Raw genomic sequence first — 15,104 nt, 5'->3', positions numbered from 1 at the left:
CAGCTTTTTGCCCGCGGGTCCCGTCCCGGTCGGTATGCGCTTTCAGGAGGTGTCCCCCGACCGGACCCTGCTCGTCGATCTTGCGTACGACGAGTCTCTACTCGCGGAACTCGAAGCCGCCGTCGCTCAGGCCGACCTGGAATCGGCCTGGATTCTCGGCTCCGGGGCCGTCCGCGAGCTCGAACTGGCTGTCTACGATCAGGACGCCTTCGCCGCCGACGCCCTTGCCTTCGACGAACCGCTCGAAATGCCCGTGTTCACCGGGACGGTGACCGCCGGCCCCGAACTCGCCGTTCAGGGGGTCTTCTCGCGCCCCTCGGGCCAGGCCGTCGCCGGCCGGATCGAATCGGCGACAGTCTACGGCGGCGAGGCCCTCCTTTGGGGATTCGAGGAATCACTCGACAGGGACCGTGACGACGCCACCGGGCTCGACCGGCTCGATCTGTAGATGCGCGAGGTCGACGCCCAGTACTTCGACGAACTGGAAACCCGGCTGGACCGGGCCATCGACATCGCGGAGACCGCCCGCGAGCGTGGCGAGGACCCCACGCCCGAGGTCGAGATCCCCGTGGCCACCGACATGGCCGACCGCGTGGAGAACATTCTGGGCATCGACGGGGTCGCCGAGCGCGTGCGCGAACTCGAAGGCGACTACTCCAGAGAGCGAGCCGCGCTCATGCTCGTCGAGGACTTCGTCGAGGGGACGGTTGGCGACTACGACACCCGCCAGGGCAAAGTCGAGGGCGCGGTTCGCACCGCTGTCGCCCTGCTCACCGAGGGGGTCGTCGCCGCGCCGATCGAGGGGATCGACCGGGTCGAACTGCGGACGAACGACGACGGGACCGAGTTCGTCTCGGTCGCCTACGCCGGCCCGATTCGCTCGGCCGGCGGCACAGCCCAGGCGCTGTCGGTGCTGGTCGCGGACTACGCGCGCTCGCTTCTGGGCATCGAGGCCTTCCAACCCCGCGAGGAAGAGATCGAGCGGTACGCCGAGGAGATCGCCCTCTACGATAAGGAGACCGGCCTGCAGTACACGCCCTCCGACGAGGAGGCAACTCACATCGCCCGGAACGTGCCGATCATGCTCGACGGGGAGGCAACCGGCGACGGCGAGGTCTCGGGCTATCGGGACCTCGAACGGGTCGACACCAACAGCCCCCGCGGGGGGATGTGTCTGGTTCTCGCGGAGGGGATCGCGCTCAAGGCCCCGAAGATCAAGCGGTACACGGACGAACTCGACGATGTTGAGTGGCCCTGGTTGCAGGCGCTGATCGATGGGGACGTGGGTGAAGACGACGCCGAGGAGGAGGCCGATGGCGACGTCGAGGCCGAATCGGACGAGCAGGCGGGCCCGCCACGGGCCCCGCCCAAGACCAAATACCTCCGGGATCTCATCGCGGGCCGACCGGTCTTCTCGCACCCGAGCGAGCCTGGCGGCTTTCGACTCCGGTACGGTCGAGCCCGCAATCACGGCTTCGCCACGGCCGGGGTTCATCCGGCGACGATGCACCTCGTCGATGACTTCCTCGCGACGGGCACCCAGATCAAGACCGAGCGCCCGGGCAAGGCCGCCGGCGTGATCCCGGTCGACTCCATCGAGGGACCGACGGTCAAACTCGCCAACGGGGACGTCCGCCGCATCGACGACCCCGCGGAGGCCCTCGAAGTGCGAAACGGCGTGGAGGCGATCCTCGACGTCGGCGAGTACCTGGTGAACTACGGGGAGTTCGTCGAGAACAACAAACCCCTCGCGCCCGCGTCCTACACCACCGAGTGGTGGGTGCAGGACCTGGCTGCAGCGGGGGCTGACGTGCAGGCGCTGCGGGACTCGCCCTATGTCGATCTCGCCGATCCGGAGCCGGCCCAGGCGCTCAACTGGGCCCGCGATCACGACGCGCCGCTCCATCCCGCCTACACCTACCTCTATCACGACATCAGCGTCGAGGACCTCGACACGCTCGCCGCGGCCCTGTCCGAGGCGACGATCGAGGGGGAGGCCCTCTCTGTCCCCCGCACGGAGCCGGTTCGGGAGATATTGGAGGTGCTCCTGATCGGGCATCACCAGGACGCGGACACCCTCCAGATCGAGGACTGGCAACCGCTCGCGGAGACGGTGGGGGTCAGCACCGACCTCGAACGACAGTGGGCCCTGGCGGACCTTTCCGAGGCCGCTCTCGACTGGGAGAACGCCATGAAGGCGATCGAGGAGATCGCTCCCTTCGAGGTCCGCGAGCGGGCCCCGACCCGGATCGGGAACCGGATGGGCCGCCCGGAGAAATCCGAGTCCCGTGACCTGAGCCCCGCGGTCCACACCCTCTTCCCGATCGGGGAGGCCGGGGGGAATCAGCGGGACGTGGGCAAAGCGGCCGCTGCGGGGGACTCCATCGACGGAACCCAGGGAACCGTCGAGGTGGAACTCGGCGAGCGGGTCTGTGTCGCCTGTGGCGAGCACACGTACAAACCCCGCTGTCCGGCGTGTGGCGAGCGGACGAAGCCGTACTACGAGTGCCCCGAGTGTTCCATTCGTGTCGAACCGGACGAGGCCGGTCGCGTGGAGTGTCCGCGCTGTGAGCGCTCGCTCTCGAACGTCGACATCCAGACCGTGGACGTGGGCAGGGAGTTCAACGATGCCCTGGCGGCCGTCGAGGAGCGCGAGACCTCCCTCGACATCGTGAAGGGCGTCAAGGGGCTGATGTCCAAGACCAAGGTCCCCGAGCCGATGGAGAAGGGCGTGCTCCGGGCCAAACACGGCGTGACGGCGTTCAAGGACGGGACGGTCCGGTACGACATGACCGACCTCCCGGTGACCGCGGTTCGGCCTGCAGAACTGGACGTGACCGTCGCGGACTTCCGGGAGTTGGGCTACGAGACGGATATTAACGGCGACCCGCTGGAGCACGCCGATCAACTGGTCGAACTGCGGGTTCAGGACGTGATCCTCTCGGATGGGGCCGCCGAACACATGCTCAAGACCGCGGATTTCGTCGACGAACTCCTCACGGACTATTACGAGTTAGACCCCTTCTACGAACTCGAGGATCGCGAGGATTTGATCGGCGAACTCGTCTTCGGAATGGCCCCACACACCTCCGCGGCGGTCGTCGGGCGGGTCGCCGGGTTCACCTCGGCGGCGGTTGGCTACGCGCATCCGTACTTTCACGCCTCAAAGCGCCGGAATTGCTTCCACCCCGAGACGAAGATCTGGTTCGAGGACGAAAATGGTGTCTGGCACTACGACCGTATTTCGGATCTCGTTGAGCCCCGGCTTGATCCCGAAACCGCAGACGAGGACGATTTCGGAACTCTGGTGCAGGATATCGACGAGACGGTGTTCGTTCCCTCGTTGAGTCAGGACGGCGAGATCGTTCGCAAGCCGGTGGAGGCGGTTTCGAAGCATCAGGCGACTGATCACATGGTCACCATCGAGACGCGAAGCGGCCGGGAGGTTACTGTCACTCCTGACCACGACGTTCACGTGTTTGATGGCTCCGGAATCAGTGCCAAAATGGCGAGTGAGGTGAGCGAGGACGATTCGCTGGTTACTCCCGCCAATCTCGACGTTTTTGAGCCGTCGTCCGAACCGAAACAGTTCGATCTCCTAGCGGAGTTCCTCTCGACTCCCGAAATCGATCCGAGCGCGCTGATGGTGAAAGGGTTCGATAAGGAGTTCCTCTATGATCTCTTTGAGTCAGTGCTCGCCAAGGATTGGGACGGTGAGTTTTATCCACTCCAGAGCACAGCGAAACACCTCGGCTTGACGAAGAAGGCGTTAAGTAACTACATTTACCGGGAGAGCATTCCAGCTTCGCTGTTGCTGGAATTGCTTGACTCGCCCGGAGCAGTTATCGATCGGGTTCCGGGTGATGTGACTTTGGGGATGAAACGTGACCGGACCGAAATCGATCGGACGATCACTCTCGACACCGATCTTGCCACGCTGATTGGCTATTATACTGCCGAGGGCTTCGCTCGAAAACAGGAGACGCCGAAGGGAACGATACATCAGACGACTATTTCCGGGGTGGAATCAACTGCTCGTGATTTTTTCGTCGATACGTTTGAAAACGCATTTGGGGTCGAACCCTATCGCGAGAACGAGTACAAAGTTACTGTCTCCGGGCGATTGATGCGAGTTTTCTTCGAAGACGTGCTAGCTGCTGGGCTCGATGCAGCGGAGAAGCGAGCTCCTGACTGTATCTTTGATGCGACGAAAGACGTGGTTGCAGCGTTTCTCAGTGGGTACTTCAGTGGCGACGGAACCGTGGAGAAAGACCGCCTGGTCGTATCGGCGACGACAGTTAGCAAGGAACTGAAAGAGGACTTGCTTGGCCTGCTCACACGGCTTGGCATTACGGCCCGAGTTAAGTCCGTAGATCCTGTGAAACTGGCTGAAAAGTTCCCAGATGTCTACGATCCAGGAAACGAATCCACTTCCGAGCGGAGCTACGTTCTCACCATCTCGTCCACGGACGCCGTTCGGTTTGGGGAGGAGGTTGGCTTTCACCTTCCACGTAAGCACGATAGATTGATCTCTCAGACTGATTCGATCGAATCACGGGGACGACGTGTATTTGACGGCGGGGAGGGAGATTATCTGATCGACGAAGTCGCGCAGGTCACGTATGCTGAATCGAAGGTCGAACATACGTACAGCCTCACGGTTCCGGAGACGCATTCGGTCATCGTCAACGACACCTCCCAGAAGCAGTGTGACGGTGACGAAGATTGTGTGATGCTCCTGATGGACGGCCTGCTCAACTTCTCGAAGCAGTACCTTCCCGACCAGCGTGGCGGGCGGATGGACGCCCCGCTCGTGATGTCCTCGCGGATCGACCCGGCGGAGATCGACGACGAGGCCCACAACGTCGACACGGTGGACCAGTACCCCAGAGAGTTCTACGAGGCGACCCGGGAGATGGCCGACCCCGGCGAGGTCGACATCGAAATCGCGGAGGCCCACCTGGGGACCGACCGGGCCTACTCGGACTTCGGGTTCACACACGACACCTCTGACATCGCGCTCGGGCCGGATCTCTCGGCGTACAAGACCCTGGAGTCGATGATGGACAAGATGGAGGCTCAGCTCGAACTCGCCCGGAAGCTTCGGGCCGTCGACGAGACCGACGTCGCCGAGCGGGTGATCGAGTATCACTTCCTGCCGGATCTAATCGGAAACCTGCGGGCGTTCACCCGCCAGGAGGTTCGGTGTCTCTCCTGTGGCGCGAAGTACCGGCGGGCGCCCCTGACTGGCGAGTGCCGGAAGTGTGGCGGCGACGTGACCCTCACCGTTCACGAGGGGTCGGTGACCAAGTACCTCGATACGGCCATCGAGGTCGCCGAGGAGTACGGCTCGCGGGAGTACACCAAACAGCGCCTCCACATCCTCGAACGCTCGATCGAGTCGATCTTCGAGAACGACAAGAACAAACAGTCAGGTATTGCGGACTTTATGTGAGTGCCGAAAGCGGACGTTTTGGTCCAGCTTTTGCAAGCGAGGTCGCGGAGGGACCGAGCGCAGTAAAAGTTGGGTGTTCAGTCGTCGTCAGTCTGTGGCACCGGTGAACTGGGACTGGACCCACCGGCCGCGCCGGGCGGGGTTTCGATCTCCTGGAGCGTCTCGTACTCCTCCTGAAGTCCCTGGTAGAGCGTGTAGATCAGGATGAGGATGACGCCGGCAAAGGGCAGCCCCGTGGTGATCGCCGCCGTCTGGAGGGCGTTGAGGCCGCCACCGACCAGCAGGGCCGCGGCGACGATGCCCACGACGATCGCCCAGAGCATACGCTGGCGCTGGGACACGTTGAGCTTCCCGCCGGCAGTCACCAGCGCGATGACCTGCGAGCCCGAGTCGGCGGAAGTCACGAAGAAGGTGACCACGAGGCCCACCGCGGCGGCTGAGGTGATCGTCGAGAGCGGATAGGCCCCCAGCAACTCGAACATGGCGTAGGCCGACCCCTGCTCGACGACCGTCTGCTGGATCGTCCCGCCGAGTTCGAGTTCGGTGAAGACTGCCAGCCCGCCGAACGAGCCCAGGAACGCCATCGAGAAGCCGGTCGGCAGCAGCAAGACCCCGAGGATCATCTGTCGGATCGACCGACCCCGGGAGATGCGGGCGATGAACAGCCCGACGAAGGGCGACCACGCGATCCACCAGCCCCAGTAGAAGATCGTCCAGCTATCCTGCCAGCCGGCCTCCTTGCCGGCCTGGTCGGTTAGCGGCCCCATGAAGGTCTCCGTGAACAGGGACATGTGGGGCAGATTCTGGATGTAAAAGCCCACTTCGCGGATGATACCCTCCAGCAGATAGCGCGTCGGGCCAACCGCGAGGACAAAGAGCATGAGCAGGACCATCAGGTAGACGTTGATCGTGCTCAGCCGCTTCAGGCCCTTGTCGATGCCCAGGCCCACCGAGATGCCCGTGATCGCGGTGATCGCCGCGATGATGAGCAGTTGGGTCCCGGCCCCGAACGGGACCCCGGTTCCGACCAGCCGTTCGAGGACGACCGAGAGCCCCACGTTGATCTGTGAGGCTCCGAGTCCGAGCGAGGTCGCCAGCCCGAAGATCGTGGCGAAGACGGTCACCAGGTCGACGATGTGGCCCGGCCAGTCGAAGACGCGATCGCCAAAGAGCGGGTAGAACATCGAGCGGAAAGTGAGCGGAAGCCCGCGGTTGAAGGCGAAGAAGGAAAGCCCCAGCGCCACCAGCCCGAAGATTCCCCACGGGTGAATGCCCCAGTGGAAGAAGGTGATTCCGAGGGCTGCACGCCCGGCCTCGGCAGTGTTCGGCGTGAACGGGAACATCGTCCCGCCACCGGTCGCGAGGTGGTTCATCGGTTCGGCGACGCTCCAGAACATCAGGCCGATACCCATCCCGGCGCTGAAGAGCATCGCCATCCACTCGAAGGTCGTGTAGTCAGGCCGTGCTCCGAGGCCCCCGATGCGGATGTCGCCGTAGCGACTCGCCGCGAAGTACACCAACGTCAGCAAAAAGACGTTGGCCGAGAAGATGTACAGCCACCCCAGGTTCGCGTTGATCACCGAATTGATCGTCTCGTAGGCCGTCGCGGCCGTATCGCCCAAGAGAATCGTGCCCACCAGAAAGAGCGCGATCATCGCCAGCGAGATCGGGAACACGACCGGGTGGGCGTCGATCCCGAACCCCGTGAGGTTCCCCTCGCCTGGCTCCCTGTCCGAATCCGCATACAGGAGCTCCTCCTGTCGTTTCGACCACCATTCTGCGTCCCGTTCGCCCTGATCGTCACTGTCCATGGTTTGAGTTATGACAACAATCTGGTTGTTTTTTGAAACATTGGGAGCTCTCCCCACACTCACCAGTGTCAAGCCGACAGAACGAACTCTCGAATACGCGAGGAAAAGTCCCACGATTCGCCGCTTTCGTTACCGGTCGTTCCAGTGGGACTCGAGAACAGTATGGGACTCCAGGGCTCGTTCGAGTTCGTCGACGCTCTTGGCGAGGGTTCGAGCGATCGAGCGCTCGTAGGAGATCCGGTGGGGCGAACCGGAGACGTCCATCGCGCCCAGGACTTCCCCATCCGAGGCCGTGACGGGGACCGCGACTGCCTTGAGGTTCTCCCAGGACTCCTGTTTGTTGACCGCGTACCCGCGCTTGCGGACCTGTTCGAGCTCCTCACAGAGTGTCTCGCGGTCCGTGATCGTGTACTCCGTGAACTTCGGGAGTCCCCACTGGTCGACGATCGTATCGATCTGGGACTCGTCCATCTCGGCGAGCATCGCCTTGCCCGCGGCCGTGCTGTGGAGGTAGAAGTACTGTCCGCGCTGGAATCCTTCGAGGGTCCCGGTATCGAGACTGTCGAAGAGGGTGATCGCGCGGCCGTTCTCCAGGACCGAGAAGTTCACGACCTCGCGGGTCCGCTCCGCGAGCTCGTAGGTCTTCTCGCGGGCGAGCATGAACTGTGGCTCCCGGCGTTTGGCTTTCGACCCGAGGTGGTAGAGTTTGAGCCCGAGCTGGTACTCGTCGTCGTGCTTGACGATCAGGCCGTTTCCCAAGAGGGTCTGGAGGTGTTTGTGGGCCGTACTGACTGCCATGTCCAGTTCGTCGGCGATCTCGCTCACCGTGGCCCCTTCGAGGTCCGCGACGGCATCGAGCACGCGAAGTGAGGTGTCCGTGGTCTCGTGGGTCCGTCCCCGATGCTCGTTCATCAGTTTCGATTCGGTTTCACGTTATGGAAAATGTTGCTATTGGGCGTCCCGTGGTACTGAATTTAATATAGCGAAATACAGTTTATTGAGGGGTTCTGTTGCATTATTGAAGACAGAACTCTGGTAGTTGGTGGAATTTCCCCAACCGATCCAGTTGGCGAAATTTCCCCCAGTTCGCTTCGGACAGGTGCTGCTGTGGCTTCGAGTCGGGTCCCTGGCTCGTGGTCGTCCGGTCGCTGATTTCGTATATCGGGATGTGGTTTATCAGGCAGATTTTTGGCCCTGGTGGTTGCTGTGGGGTTGGTTGGGTAATTGGGGTGGTCAGATCTCGACCGCGTCTCACGACAGCTTGCACGCTGGGTGGCTAGACTGAGGCGGATGCTTGCTAGATTGGTCCGTGGTAGTGCCCATTGGGTTTGTGTGATCTGGCGACCCAAAACCCGTCTATAAACCAAATACTGCTATATAAAAAATCGAAACTGATCTGACCCATTTTGGCCGACAGAATAGGCCCAAAACGCCGAGAATGGTCCTTACTGGCGGTTTCAGGCCTGCTTCGGTAAAATCGAACAGAAACTCTCGAAGTCGAAAAACGTGAACTGTGGCGATCGACGGGTGGTCAGGTCCCGACTGGCTCGGGTTCTTCGAGGATCGCGTCGAGGAGCTTGGACTGGGCTGCGGCGAGGTGTTCGGTGAAGGTGGAGGTGGTGATGTCCAGTTCGTCGGCGACTTCACCCGCGTTGGCGCCCTTGGGATGCTGGAAGTAACCGAGCTCGTGGGCCGTTTCGAGGACTTCCCGCTGGCGGTCGGTGAGCACGCCGCGGTCAACGAAGACCAGGTCCTCACTGCCGTCCTCGTCGCGGGAGCTGACCAGTCGTTTGACGTCCACGTCGGGGAACGACTCCCGCAAGGCCGTCACGGCTCCCCGGAGCTCGTCCATCGATGGCGCGTGAAACACCATCGTCAGATCGCCGTCCTGGGCCTGAACGTCGACGATCGGGCAGTCATACTCCTCGACGAGTTCGCAGGCACAGTCGTGACCGAAGGTCCGCTGGAAGCGGTAGACCGATTGGTTTCCATACGAGAAGACGGGATCCAGGCCCGATTCCCCGTCCAGATCGGCGTCCGTCGCGAACTCCTCGGTCACTCGCCCGGTCTCCGGGTCGACTCGTTTGGAGACGTTGAAACACTCCACGCCCTGCTTTGAAACCTGTGCGACTGGACAGCTCCGCAGATCGGCGAGCTGGATCTCCGCTCGGATGCCGCCCGACTCGCCGGACTCGCTTGGCTGCTCCGCGAGGGCGCTCATGACGGCCCCGCACCGTTTCGGCGGCGGTGCCCGCCCCACGCGTTCGTTCGCGACCGTCGCGTGACGGTCGTGCCCTGTCGATCGCCCTTCGCGTACATGTGAGGTACTTACGGGCCCGTAACCCTAAAACACGTTGCGCTTCCCATCCTTTGAAAACGGTGAAAAACCTGGGAAGAGGGTGTTTTCGGCCGATGTGGGGTATGAAATACGAGGCCGTGCGTATTTTGACTGCCCCCTCATATAGGGGAATTCTCGGGCGAGAACGGGGCCAGGCTTGCTGGGGCCGGAACGGTTTACCTGCCTACTCCGTTCTGTACGGTCATGCCGACTGGCATTCGGGCCGAGCTGGCCTTCGAGAGCCCAGATGCCTGTCGTATCACACAGTATCTCGGGGACGCTGGCGACGCGAAGTCCATCTCGTGGTCGGTCGCCCCCGAATCGGGGCGGATCACCGAGGAGTTCGCCGTCGAGGGCGACCCCGACATCGAGGAGGCGACACAGGTGTTCTCCTATGGCGACCGCTCGGTCTATCGCTTCCAGCGCGAGCAGGCCGAGTGCTGTCCCTGTGGCATCGTCCAGGATTTCGACGTGCCAGTTCGGGACGTGCGAACCGTCGACGGGGCGCTTCACTTTGCCGTCTACGTCGCGGACATGGACGAACTTCGAGAGGTGGTCATCGGCGTTCGCAACACGTTCCCCGACGTGCGAATCGTCCGCATCGTCCGGGCACAGGAGGCCGGCGAGGGCGATCTCGTGCTCGTCGACCGGGGCGAACTCACGGATCGCCAGCGGGAGGTTCTGGAGACAGCCCATCGGCTGGGGTACTTCGATCACCCAAAAGGCGCCAACGCGGGAGAGGTGGCCGACGAACTGGGCATCACCACCTCCACCTTCACCGAACACCTCGCCGCGGCTCAGTCCAAGCTCCTGAACTCGATTCTGGCCTAATTCAGTTGTGCGCCGATCCGCTCGTCGAGGGCGCTGACGAACGGTTCTTCTGTTCCCTCGGGGATCGTCGCGCCGGCAGCCATCGCGTGCCCGCCACCCTCGCCGCCGACGGTTGCGGCGGCCTCGCGCAGGGCCGTCCCGAGATTTAGCCCCCGATCGCCGAGCCGGCCGTTCGCCCTGGCGGAGACCTTGATGCCCTCGTCGGGCTTGTTCGCGAACGCGACGATGGGTGTGTGTCGGTCGATGTCGCCCTCGCCCAGGGCCATCCCGGCCACGATGCCGACGATCGTCGCCCGGATCTGCTCGCCGGCGTGGACCCACTGGAGGTGGTCCGTCTCGGTCGTGCCCGTCTCGGCGAGGGACTCGATCCCCGCGGAGATGTTCCGCCGGTGGTTCCGGAGAAGCGTTTCGGCTCGATCGAGTGCGCCATCCCGATCCCCCCGGCAAACGGCGAGCCCGACCTCGCTTTCCTCGTAGCGGGCCGTCGCGTTCAGGAGCGTGGCGAACTCGCTCGCGTCCCGAAGTTGTGTCCCTGGCTCCTCCCGGGAGAGGATGTAACTGGTCCCCACCAGCGCATCGATTCGCTCCGGGGGCACCCCGCGCTCGACGGCCCGAGTGAGCAGCGCACTCGCGACCTGGGTCCGTTTTTCGGCCCCGAGATCCGCCCAGGTCGGCCAGCCCGCCTCGGTTCGTAACTCCACGTCCAGGTCCTCCAGAAATCCAATCGCGCCCCGTCGATTCCCGGTGATTCCGGGGATTCGAACGTCCGTGGTGTACTCCAGCAGTTTGGGCAGCGGCCGGGTCTGCGTGCCGTAGATCGCGAGGTCGGTCCCGCTCTCGATGACGCCGGCAGCCTCCCCCTCGGCAGCAATCGCGGCGTTTGCCCCCACGAGTTCCCCGTCGACGGTCTGCCGGTCGCCCACGGCCCCCACGACGGCCAGTGCCGCGAGTTCGCGTGGGTCGGGCTCGTCGACGCCAGCCCGATCCAGGACGGTCCGGGCGAGGAGATAGGCTGTCCCGGCTCCGGCGAGTTCCCGCCCCCCGTCGAGCCCGACACAGTGGGGATTGAGGTGGTGTTCGATCGACCCGTCTGCCGGTTCGTGGTGGTCGGCGACGATAGGCGTGAACGACCCCGTATCGGCGAGTCGATCGAGTCCGCCGCTCCCCAGATCGGTGAACAGGACGGTCCCACCAGTCGCGGCCAGATCGTCGATCGCCGCCTCGTCGAGCCCGTGTTTGATATCCACCTCGACCGCGAGCCCGGCCCGTTCGAGGGCTGTCACAGCGATTGCCGCGCTCGTCAGGCCGTCGGCGTCGTCGTGAGAGACCACCCGGACTGACTCGGCCGCGAGCAGCCGATCGGCGGCGGCCACGGCCCGGTCGTGGAGTGCTGGGACCGGCGGATCCATCATCCGAAAGTGGGTCGGCATCCGGGATAAACGTGATCAGTCGAGTTCGGCGACGACCGCCCGGGCCAGGGCCTCGAAGTCGGCGTCCGCCGGGACCACGTCCACGGAAAGATCCATTGACGCGGCCGTCTCGGCGGTTGGCGAGCCGATCGCGCCCACCGTCGCCTGGGCGAGTCCCGCCCGGACCTCGGCCTCGATCCCTCGCTCGGACGCGATGGCGAGGAAGTGCTCGAGGGTCAACGAGGAGGTGAAAAGCGCGGCATCCAGCTCGCCAGCGGCGGCCAGTTCGACGGACTCGCCCGCGTCGGCGGGCGTGGTCAGTTCGTAGAGGACGGTCTCGTGCACGTAGGCGCCGGCCTCGTTCAGCCCGTCGGTGAGGACGGTACTGCCGTGGTCGCTCCGGGCCACCTCGACGCGTTCGCCGGCGACCGAGTCCGCGAGGGCCCCAACGAGCCCGGCGGAGGTGTAGGCGTCGGGGATCAGATCGACCTCGAACCCCGCGTTTTCGGCGGCCTCGGCGGTCGAGGGTCCGATCGCGACCAGCCGTGTGTCGCCGGGTGCCCATCCTTCGGCGAGTTCGACGCCCGTCTTGCTCGTGAGGATCGTGACGGCCGCGTCCGTGCGTGGGGTGGCCCCAGTCGGTCGGATTTCGAGCATCGGGTCCGGGACCGGCTTTACGGCAAGGGATTCGAGCATCTCGATCGCCTGGGCCATTCGCTCGTCGTCCGGGCGGAAGACCGCCACGCGAGGTCGCTCGCTCATTCGCGTTTCGCCTCCTGAATCAGGGTGTCGGCCCCGCGGTCGGCCAGATCGGCGGCGAACTCGCGGGCTGCCGCCGCGTATCGGTTCACTTCCAGCGCCCGGGTCTCGGCGATCGTCTCGCTCCCGTCACGGCTGAGCACCTGCACCGCGGTCCTGACCACGTCGCCCTGGAGGGTTGCGTGGATGCCCAGCGGGGCGACACAGCCGGCGCCGAGTTCCTGCATGACGATCCGCTCGACCGTCGTGGCGATGCGGGCCGGCGCGTGGTCCAGCGCCTCGTGGATGGCCTCGGCGGCGGCCGAGCCGTCCTTGGCAGCGACTGCCAGCGCACCCTGCCCGGCGGCGGGGACGTGGGACTCCACGGGAAGGTCGTGTGTCGGGACCGCCTCGAGGAGGCCACTCCGGGAGAGCCCCGCTTTCGCGAGCACGATCCCGTCGTACTCGACCTCGACCTCCCGACCCAGGGCGGCCCGCTCGATCTCGGCCAGGGAGTCGAACCACTCCTCGACCGACAGTTCGTCCGGCGCGCTCACGTCCTCGTCTTCCTCGGCCGCCAGCCGCGCCTCGTGTTCGGCCTGCAGCGTGGGTGCGAGGACTTTCTCCAGTCGGGTGTCGACGTTCCCCCGAAGCGGCTCGATTTCCAGATCGGGCCGGCGGGCCTGCAACTGGGCTCCGCGCCGGAGACTCGATGTCCCGACGGTCGCGCCCGTGGGCAGTCCATCGAGTGTGTCCCCCTCGGGAGTGACCAGCACGTCGCCGATTGGCCCGCGACCGGGCACGGCCGCGATGGTGATCTCCTCGGGCTCGTCGGTCGGCACGTCCTTCATGGAGTGGACGGCCCCGTCGACGGTCTCGTCGACGATCAGGCGGTCGAGTTCTCGGACAAAGGCGCCAGTCTTCCCCAGGTCCTGGATCAACGCGTCCTCGATGCGATCGCCCCGGGTCTCGACCTCGTGAAGATCCGTTTCGATCCGGTGGTCCGCGAGCCAGGACTGGACCTGACTGGCCTGTCGAAGCGCCAGATCCGAGCCCCGCGTCGCGAGTTCGAGCGGGCCCTGTGTACTCATGTCCGCTGCTCGGGGCCCAGCGAGGGAAAACCATTCGTCTCGTGGCCGCTGGGGTGCCTAGAGGACGGCCTTGTAGGCTTCCAACGTCTCTTCGATGTCCTCGGCGGTGTGAGCGGCGGTGAGGAACTCGGATTCGAACTGGTTGGGGGTGAGCAGGACTCCCTGCTCGCGCATCTGGTGGTAGAAGACCCGCTCCCAGCGGTCGGTCGCCGCGGCTTTCACGTCGCTTGCGTTTTTCGGACAGGCCTGACTGTGCGGGCAGTCCGGATCCTGGCGACACCCGGCCGAACAGGCCCCAGTCTGGGCCGGCCCGTCCCGGGTGAAGATGACCTTGAACATGCTGTCGATGCCCGTCACCGTGTAGGCGGGGGCCTGATCGGCCACGATGTCCACCAGCCCCGATCGGAGCTGTTCTCCCAGGTCGGCCAGGTGCTCGTAGACGTTCTCCTCGGCGGCATAGCGCAGCGTCTCCAGTCCCGCGGTCATGGTGACCGGGTGCCCGGAGAAGGTCCCGGCCTCGAAGACGTCCCCGGCGGGGGTCAGCGACTCCATGATCTCGGTTCGGCCGCCGATCGCCCCGATCGGGAACCCGCCGCCGATGACCTTCGCCAGCGTCGTCAGGTCGGGTTCGATCCCGAAGTGACTCTGGGCACAACCCAGGCCGCCGACCCGGAACCCGGTCATGACCTCATCGAAGATCAGGAGTGCGCCGTGCTCTCGGGTGAGTTCGCGAAGGGTCTCGTGATACCCCGGCTGGGGCATGACGATGCCCTGGTTGCCCAGGAGCGGCTCGGTGAGCACGGCGGCGATCTCCGAGCCGTGGTCCGCGAAGACCGCCTCGACCGCCGCCTCGTCGTTGAACGGGACGGGAATCGTGTTGGCGGCGAATTCGGCGGGGACGCCGGGGCTGGAGGGGGCGGCCTCGTGCTGGTCGCCCTCGATCAGCGTGCTCTCCTGGGCCCCGTGATAGCCGCCCTGCATGATTACGACCTTGTCCCGGTCCGTGTAGCCGCGGGCGAGTCGCACGGCCCCTGTCGTGGCCTCGGTGCCCGAGTTCACGAACCGGACCATCTCGATGCTGGGCACGTGGCGTGTGATGAACTCCGCGAGTTCGACCTCGACCTCCGTGGGTGCGCCGTACATCGGCCCGTCGCTGACCTGGGACTGGATCGCCGCGATCACCCGATCCGGGAGCGAGTGGCCCAGGAGAACCGGGCCGTAGCCGGCCACGTAGTCGATGTAGCGGTTGCCGTCGGCGTCGATGACGTGGGCGCCGTCGCCGCGCTGGATGAACGCGGGATAGGGATAGCTCGCCCGAACGGGGGAGTTCACCCCGCCAGGGAGGACCGAGAGCGCACGGTCGTACAGGTCTCGTGAGGACTCCAGATTCATGCTACGGGCTTTGCCACCGGGGGCAATGAAGGTGGTGTT

10 protein-coding genes are annotated in these 15,104 nt (G+C 64.6%); 3 read left to right on the top strand and 7 right to left on the bottom strand.

Annotation, left to right across the window (positions count from 1 at the left end):
- Positions 1-34: 34 nt before the first annotated feature.
- Positions 35-448, top strand: coding sequence for a PCC domain-containing protein (locus tag RH831_RS02760; protein ID WP_310552734.1), 414 nt, complete (start codon positions 35-37; stop codon positions 446-448).
- The gene (gene polC, locus RH831_RS02755) at positions 449-5,455 is read left to right on the top strand and encodes a DNA polymerase II large subunit (protein ID WP_310552733.1); all 5,007 of its coding nucleotides are present in this window, start codon (positions 449-451) and stop codon (positions 5,453-5,455) included.
- A gap of 77 nt (positions 5,456-5,532) precedes the next feature.
- On the opposite strand, the gene RH831_RS02750 is transcribed toward polC, so the two are convergent.
- The 3 genes from RH831_RS02750 to RH831_RS02740 all read right to left on the bottom strand — a co-directional run bounded on the left by RH831_RS02750 (position 5,533) and on the right by RH831_RS02740 (position 9,487).
- Positions 5,533-7,266, bottom strand: a complete 1,734-nt coding sequence (locus RH831_RS02750) for a BCCT family transporter (RefSeq protein WP_310552732.1) — start codon at positions 7,264-7,266, stop codon at positions 5,533-5,535.
- Positions 7,267-7,395: 129 nt separating this feature from the next.
- Positions 7,396-8,178 carry an IclR family transcriptional regulator gene (locus tag RH831_RS02745; protein ID WP_310552731.1) on the bottom strand — a complete coding sequence of 261 codons (783 nt, stop codon included), beginning with the start codon at positions 8,176-8,178 and terminating at the stop codon, positions 7,396-7,398.
- Positions 8,179-8,797: 619 nt separating this feature from the next.
- Positions 8,798-9,487, bottom strand: a complete 690-nt coding sequence (locus RH831_RS02740) for a helix-turn-helix domain-containing protein (RefSeq protein ID WP_310552730.1) — start codon at positions 9,485-9,487, stop codon at positions 8,798-8,800.
- A 321-nt stretch (positions 9,488-9,808) separates the two neighbouring features.
- On the opposite strand from RH831_RS02740, the gene RH831_RS02735 reads away from it, so the two are divergent.
- Positions 9,809-10,435, top strand: a complete 627-nt coding sequence (locus RH831_RS02735; RefSeq protein WP_310552729.1) for a helix-turn-helix domain-containing protein — start codon at positions 9,809-9,811, stop codon at positions 10,433-10,435.
- Here RH831_RS02735 and RH831_RS02730 read toward each other — a convergent pair.
- Genes RH831_RS02730 through RH831_RS02715 form a run of 4 tightly spaced genes read right to left on the bottom strand, consistent with a single transcriptional unit; the run spans position 10,432 to position 15,065 of the window.
- Complete coding sequence (locus RH831_RS02730) at positions 10,432-11,844, bottom strand: DHH family phosphoesterase (protein WP_310552728.1); 1,413 nt, start codon at positions 11,842-11,844, stop codon at positions 10,432-10,434. The genes RH831_RS02735 and RH831_RS02730 overlap by 4 nt on opposite strands.
- Positions 11,845-11,880: 36 nt before the next feature.
- Positions 11,881-12,606, bottom strand: coding sequence for a uroporphyrinogen-III synthase (locus RH831_RS02725; protein ID WP_310552727.1), 726 nt, complete (start codon positions 12,604-12,606; stop codon positions 11,881-11,883).
- Positions 12,603-13,673, bottom strand: a complete 1,071-nt coding sequence (gene hemC, locus RH831_RS02720; RefSeq protein ID WP_310552726.1) for a hydroxymethylbilane synthase — start codon at positions 13,671-13,673, stop codon at positions 12,603-12,605. The genes RH831_RS02725 and hemC overlap by 4 nt, the downstream gene beginning before the upstream one ends.
- A gap of 57 nt (positions 13,674-13,730) precedes the next feature.
- Positions 13,731-15,065 (bottom strand): glutamate-1-semialdehyde 2,1-aminomutase, encoded by a 1,335-nt coding sequence (locus RH831_RS02715; protein WP_310552724.1) that lies wholly within the window; start codon positions 15,063-15,065, stop codon positions 13,731-13,733.
- Positions 15,066-15,104 lie beyond the last annotated feature (39 nt).

The organism is Halodesulfurarchaeum sp. HSR-GB (assembly GCF_031432215.1).
Taxonomy (GTDB): domain Archaea; phylum Halobacteriota; class Halobacteria; order Halobacteriales; family Halobacteriaceae; genus Halodesulfurarchaeum.
Note: the sequence above shows the minus strand (reverse complement) of the source record. Positions and strands in the feature narration are given on the sequence as shown.

What these genes read in the sequence shown, in the direction of transcription:
- RH831_RS02760 (WP_310552734.1), top strand. Translation starts at nt 35, where the DNA reads ATGCGCTTTCAGGAGGTGTCCCCCGACCGGACCCTGCTCGTCGATCTT.
- hemC (WP_310552726.1), bottom strand. Translation starts at nt 13,673, where the DNA reads ATGAGTACACAGGGCCCGCTCGAACTCGCGACGCGGGGCTCGGATCTG.
- RH831_RS02730 (WP_310552728.1), bottom strand. Translation starts at nt 11,844, where the DNA reads ATGGATCCGCCGGTCCCAGCACTCCACGACCGGGCCGTGGCCGCCGCC.
- RH831_RS02725 (WP_310552727.1), bottom strand. Translation starts at nt 12,606, where the DNA reads ATGAGCGAGCGACCTCGCGTGGCGGTCTTCCGCCCGGACGACGAGCGA.
- RH831_RS02745 (WP_310552731.1), bottom strand. Translation starts at nt 8,178, where the DNA reads ATGAACGAGCATCGGGGACGGACCCACGAGACCACGGACACCTCACTT.
- RH831_RS02735 (WP_310552729.1), top strand. Translation starts at nt 9,809, where the DNA reads ATGCCGACTGGCATTCGGGCCGAGCTGGCCTTCGAGAGCCCAGATGCC.
- RH831_RS02740 (WP_310552730.1), bottom strand. Translation starts at nt 9,487, where the DNA reads ATGAGCGCCCTCGCGGAGCAGCCAAGCGAGTCCGGCGAGTCGGGCGGC.
- RH831_RS02750 (WP_310552732.1), bottom strand. Translation starts at nt 7,266, where the DNA reads ATGGACAGTGACGATCAGGGCGAACGGGACGCAGAATGGTGGTCGAAA.
- polC (WP_310552733.1), top strand. Translation starts at nt 449, where the DNA reads ATGCGCGAGGTCGACGCCCAGTACTTCGACGAACTGGAAACCCGGCTG.
- RH831_RS02715 (WP_310552724.1), bottom strand. Translation starts at nt 15,065, where the DNA reads ATGAATCTGGAGTCCTCACGAGACCTGTACGACCGTGCGCTCTCGGTC.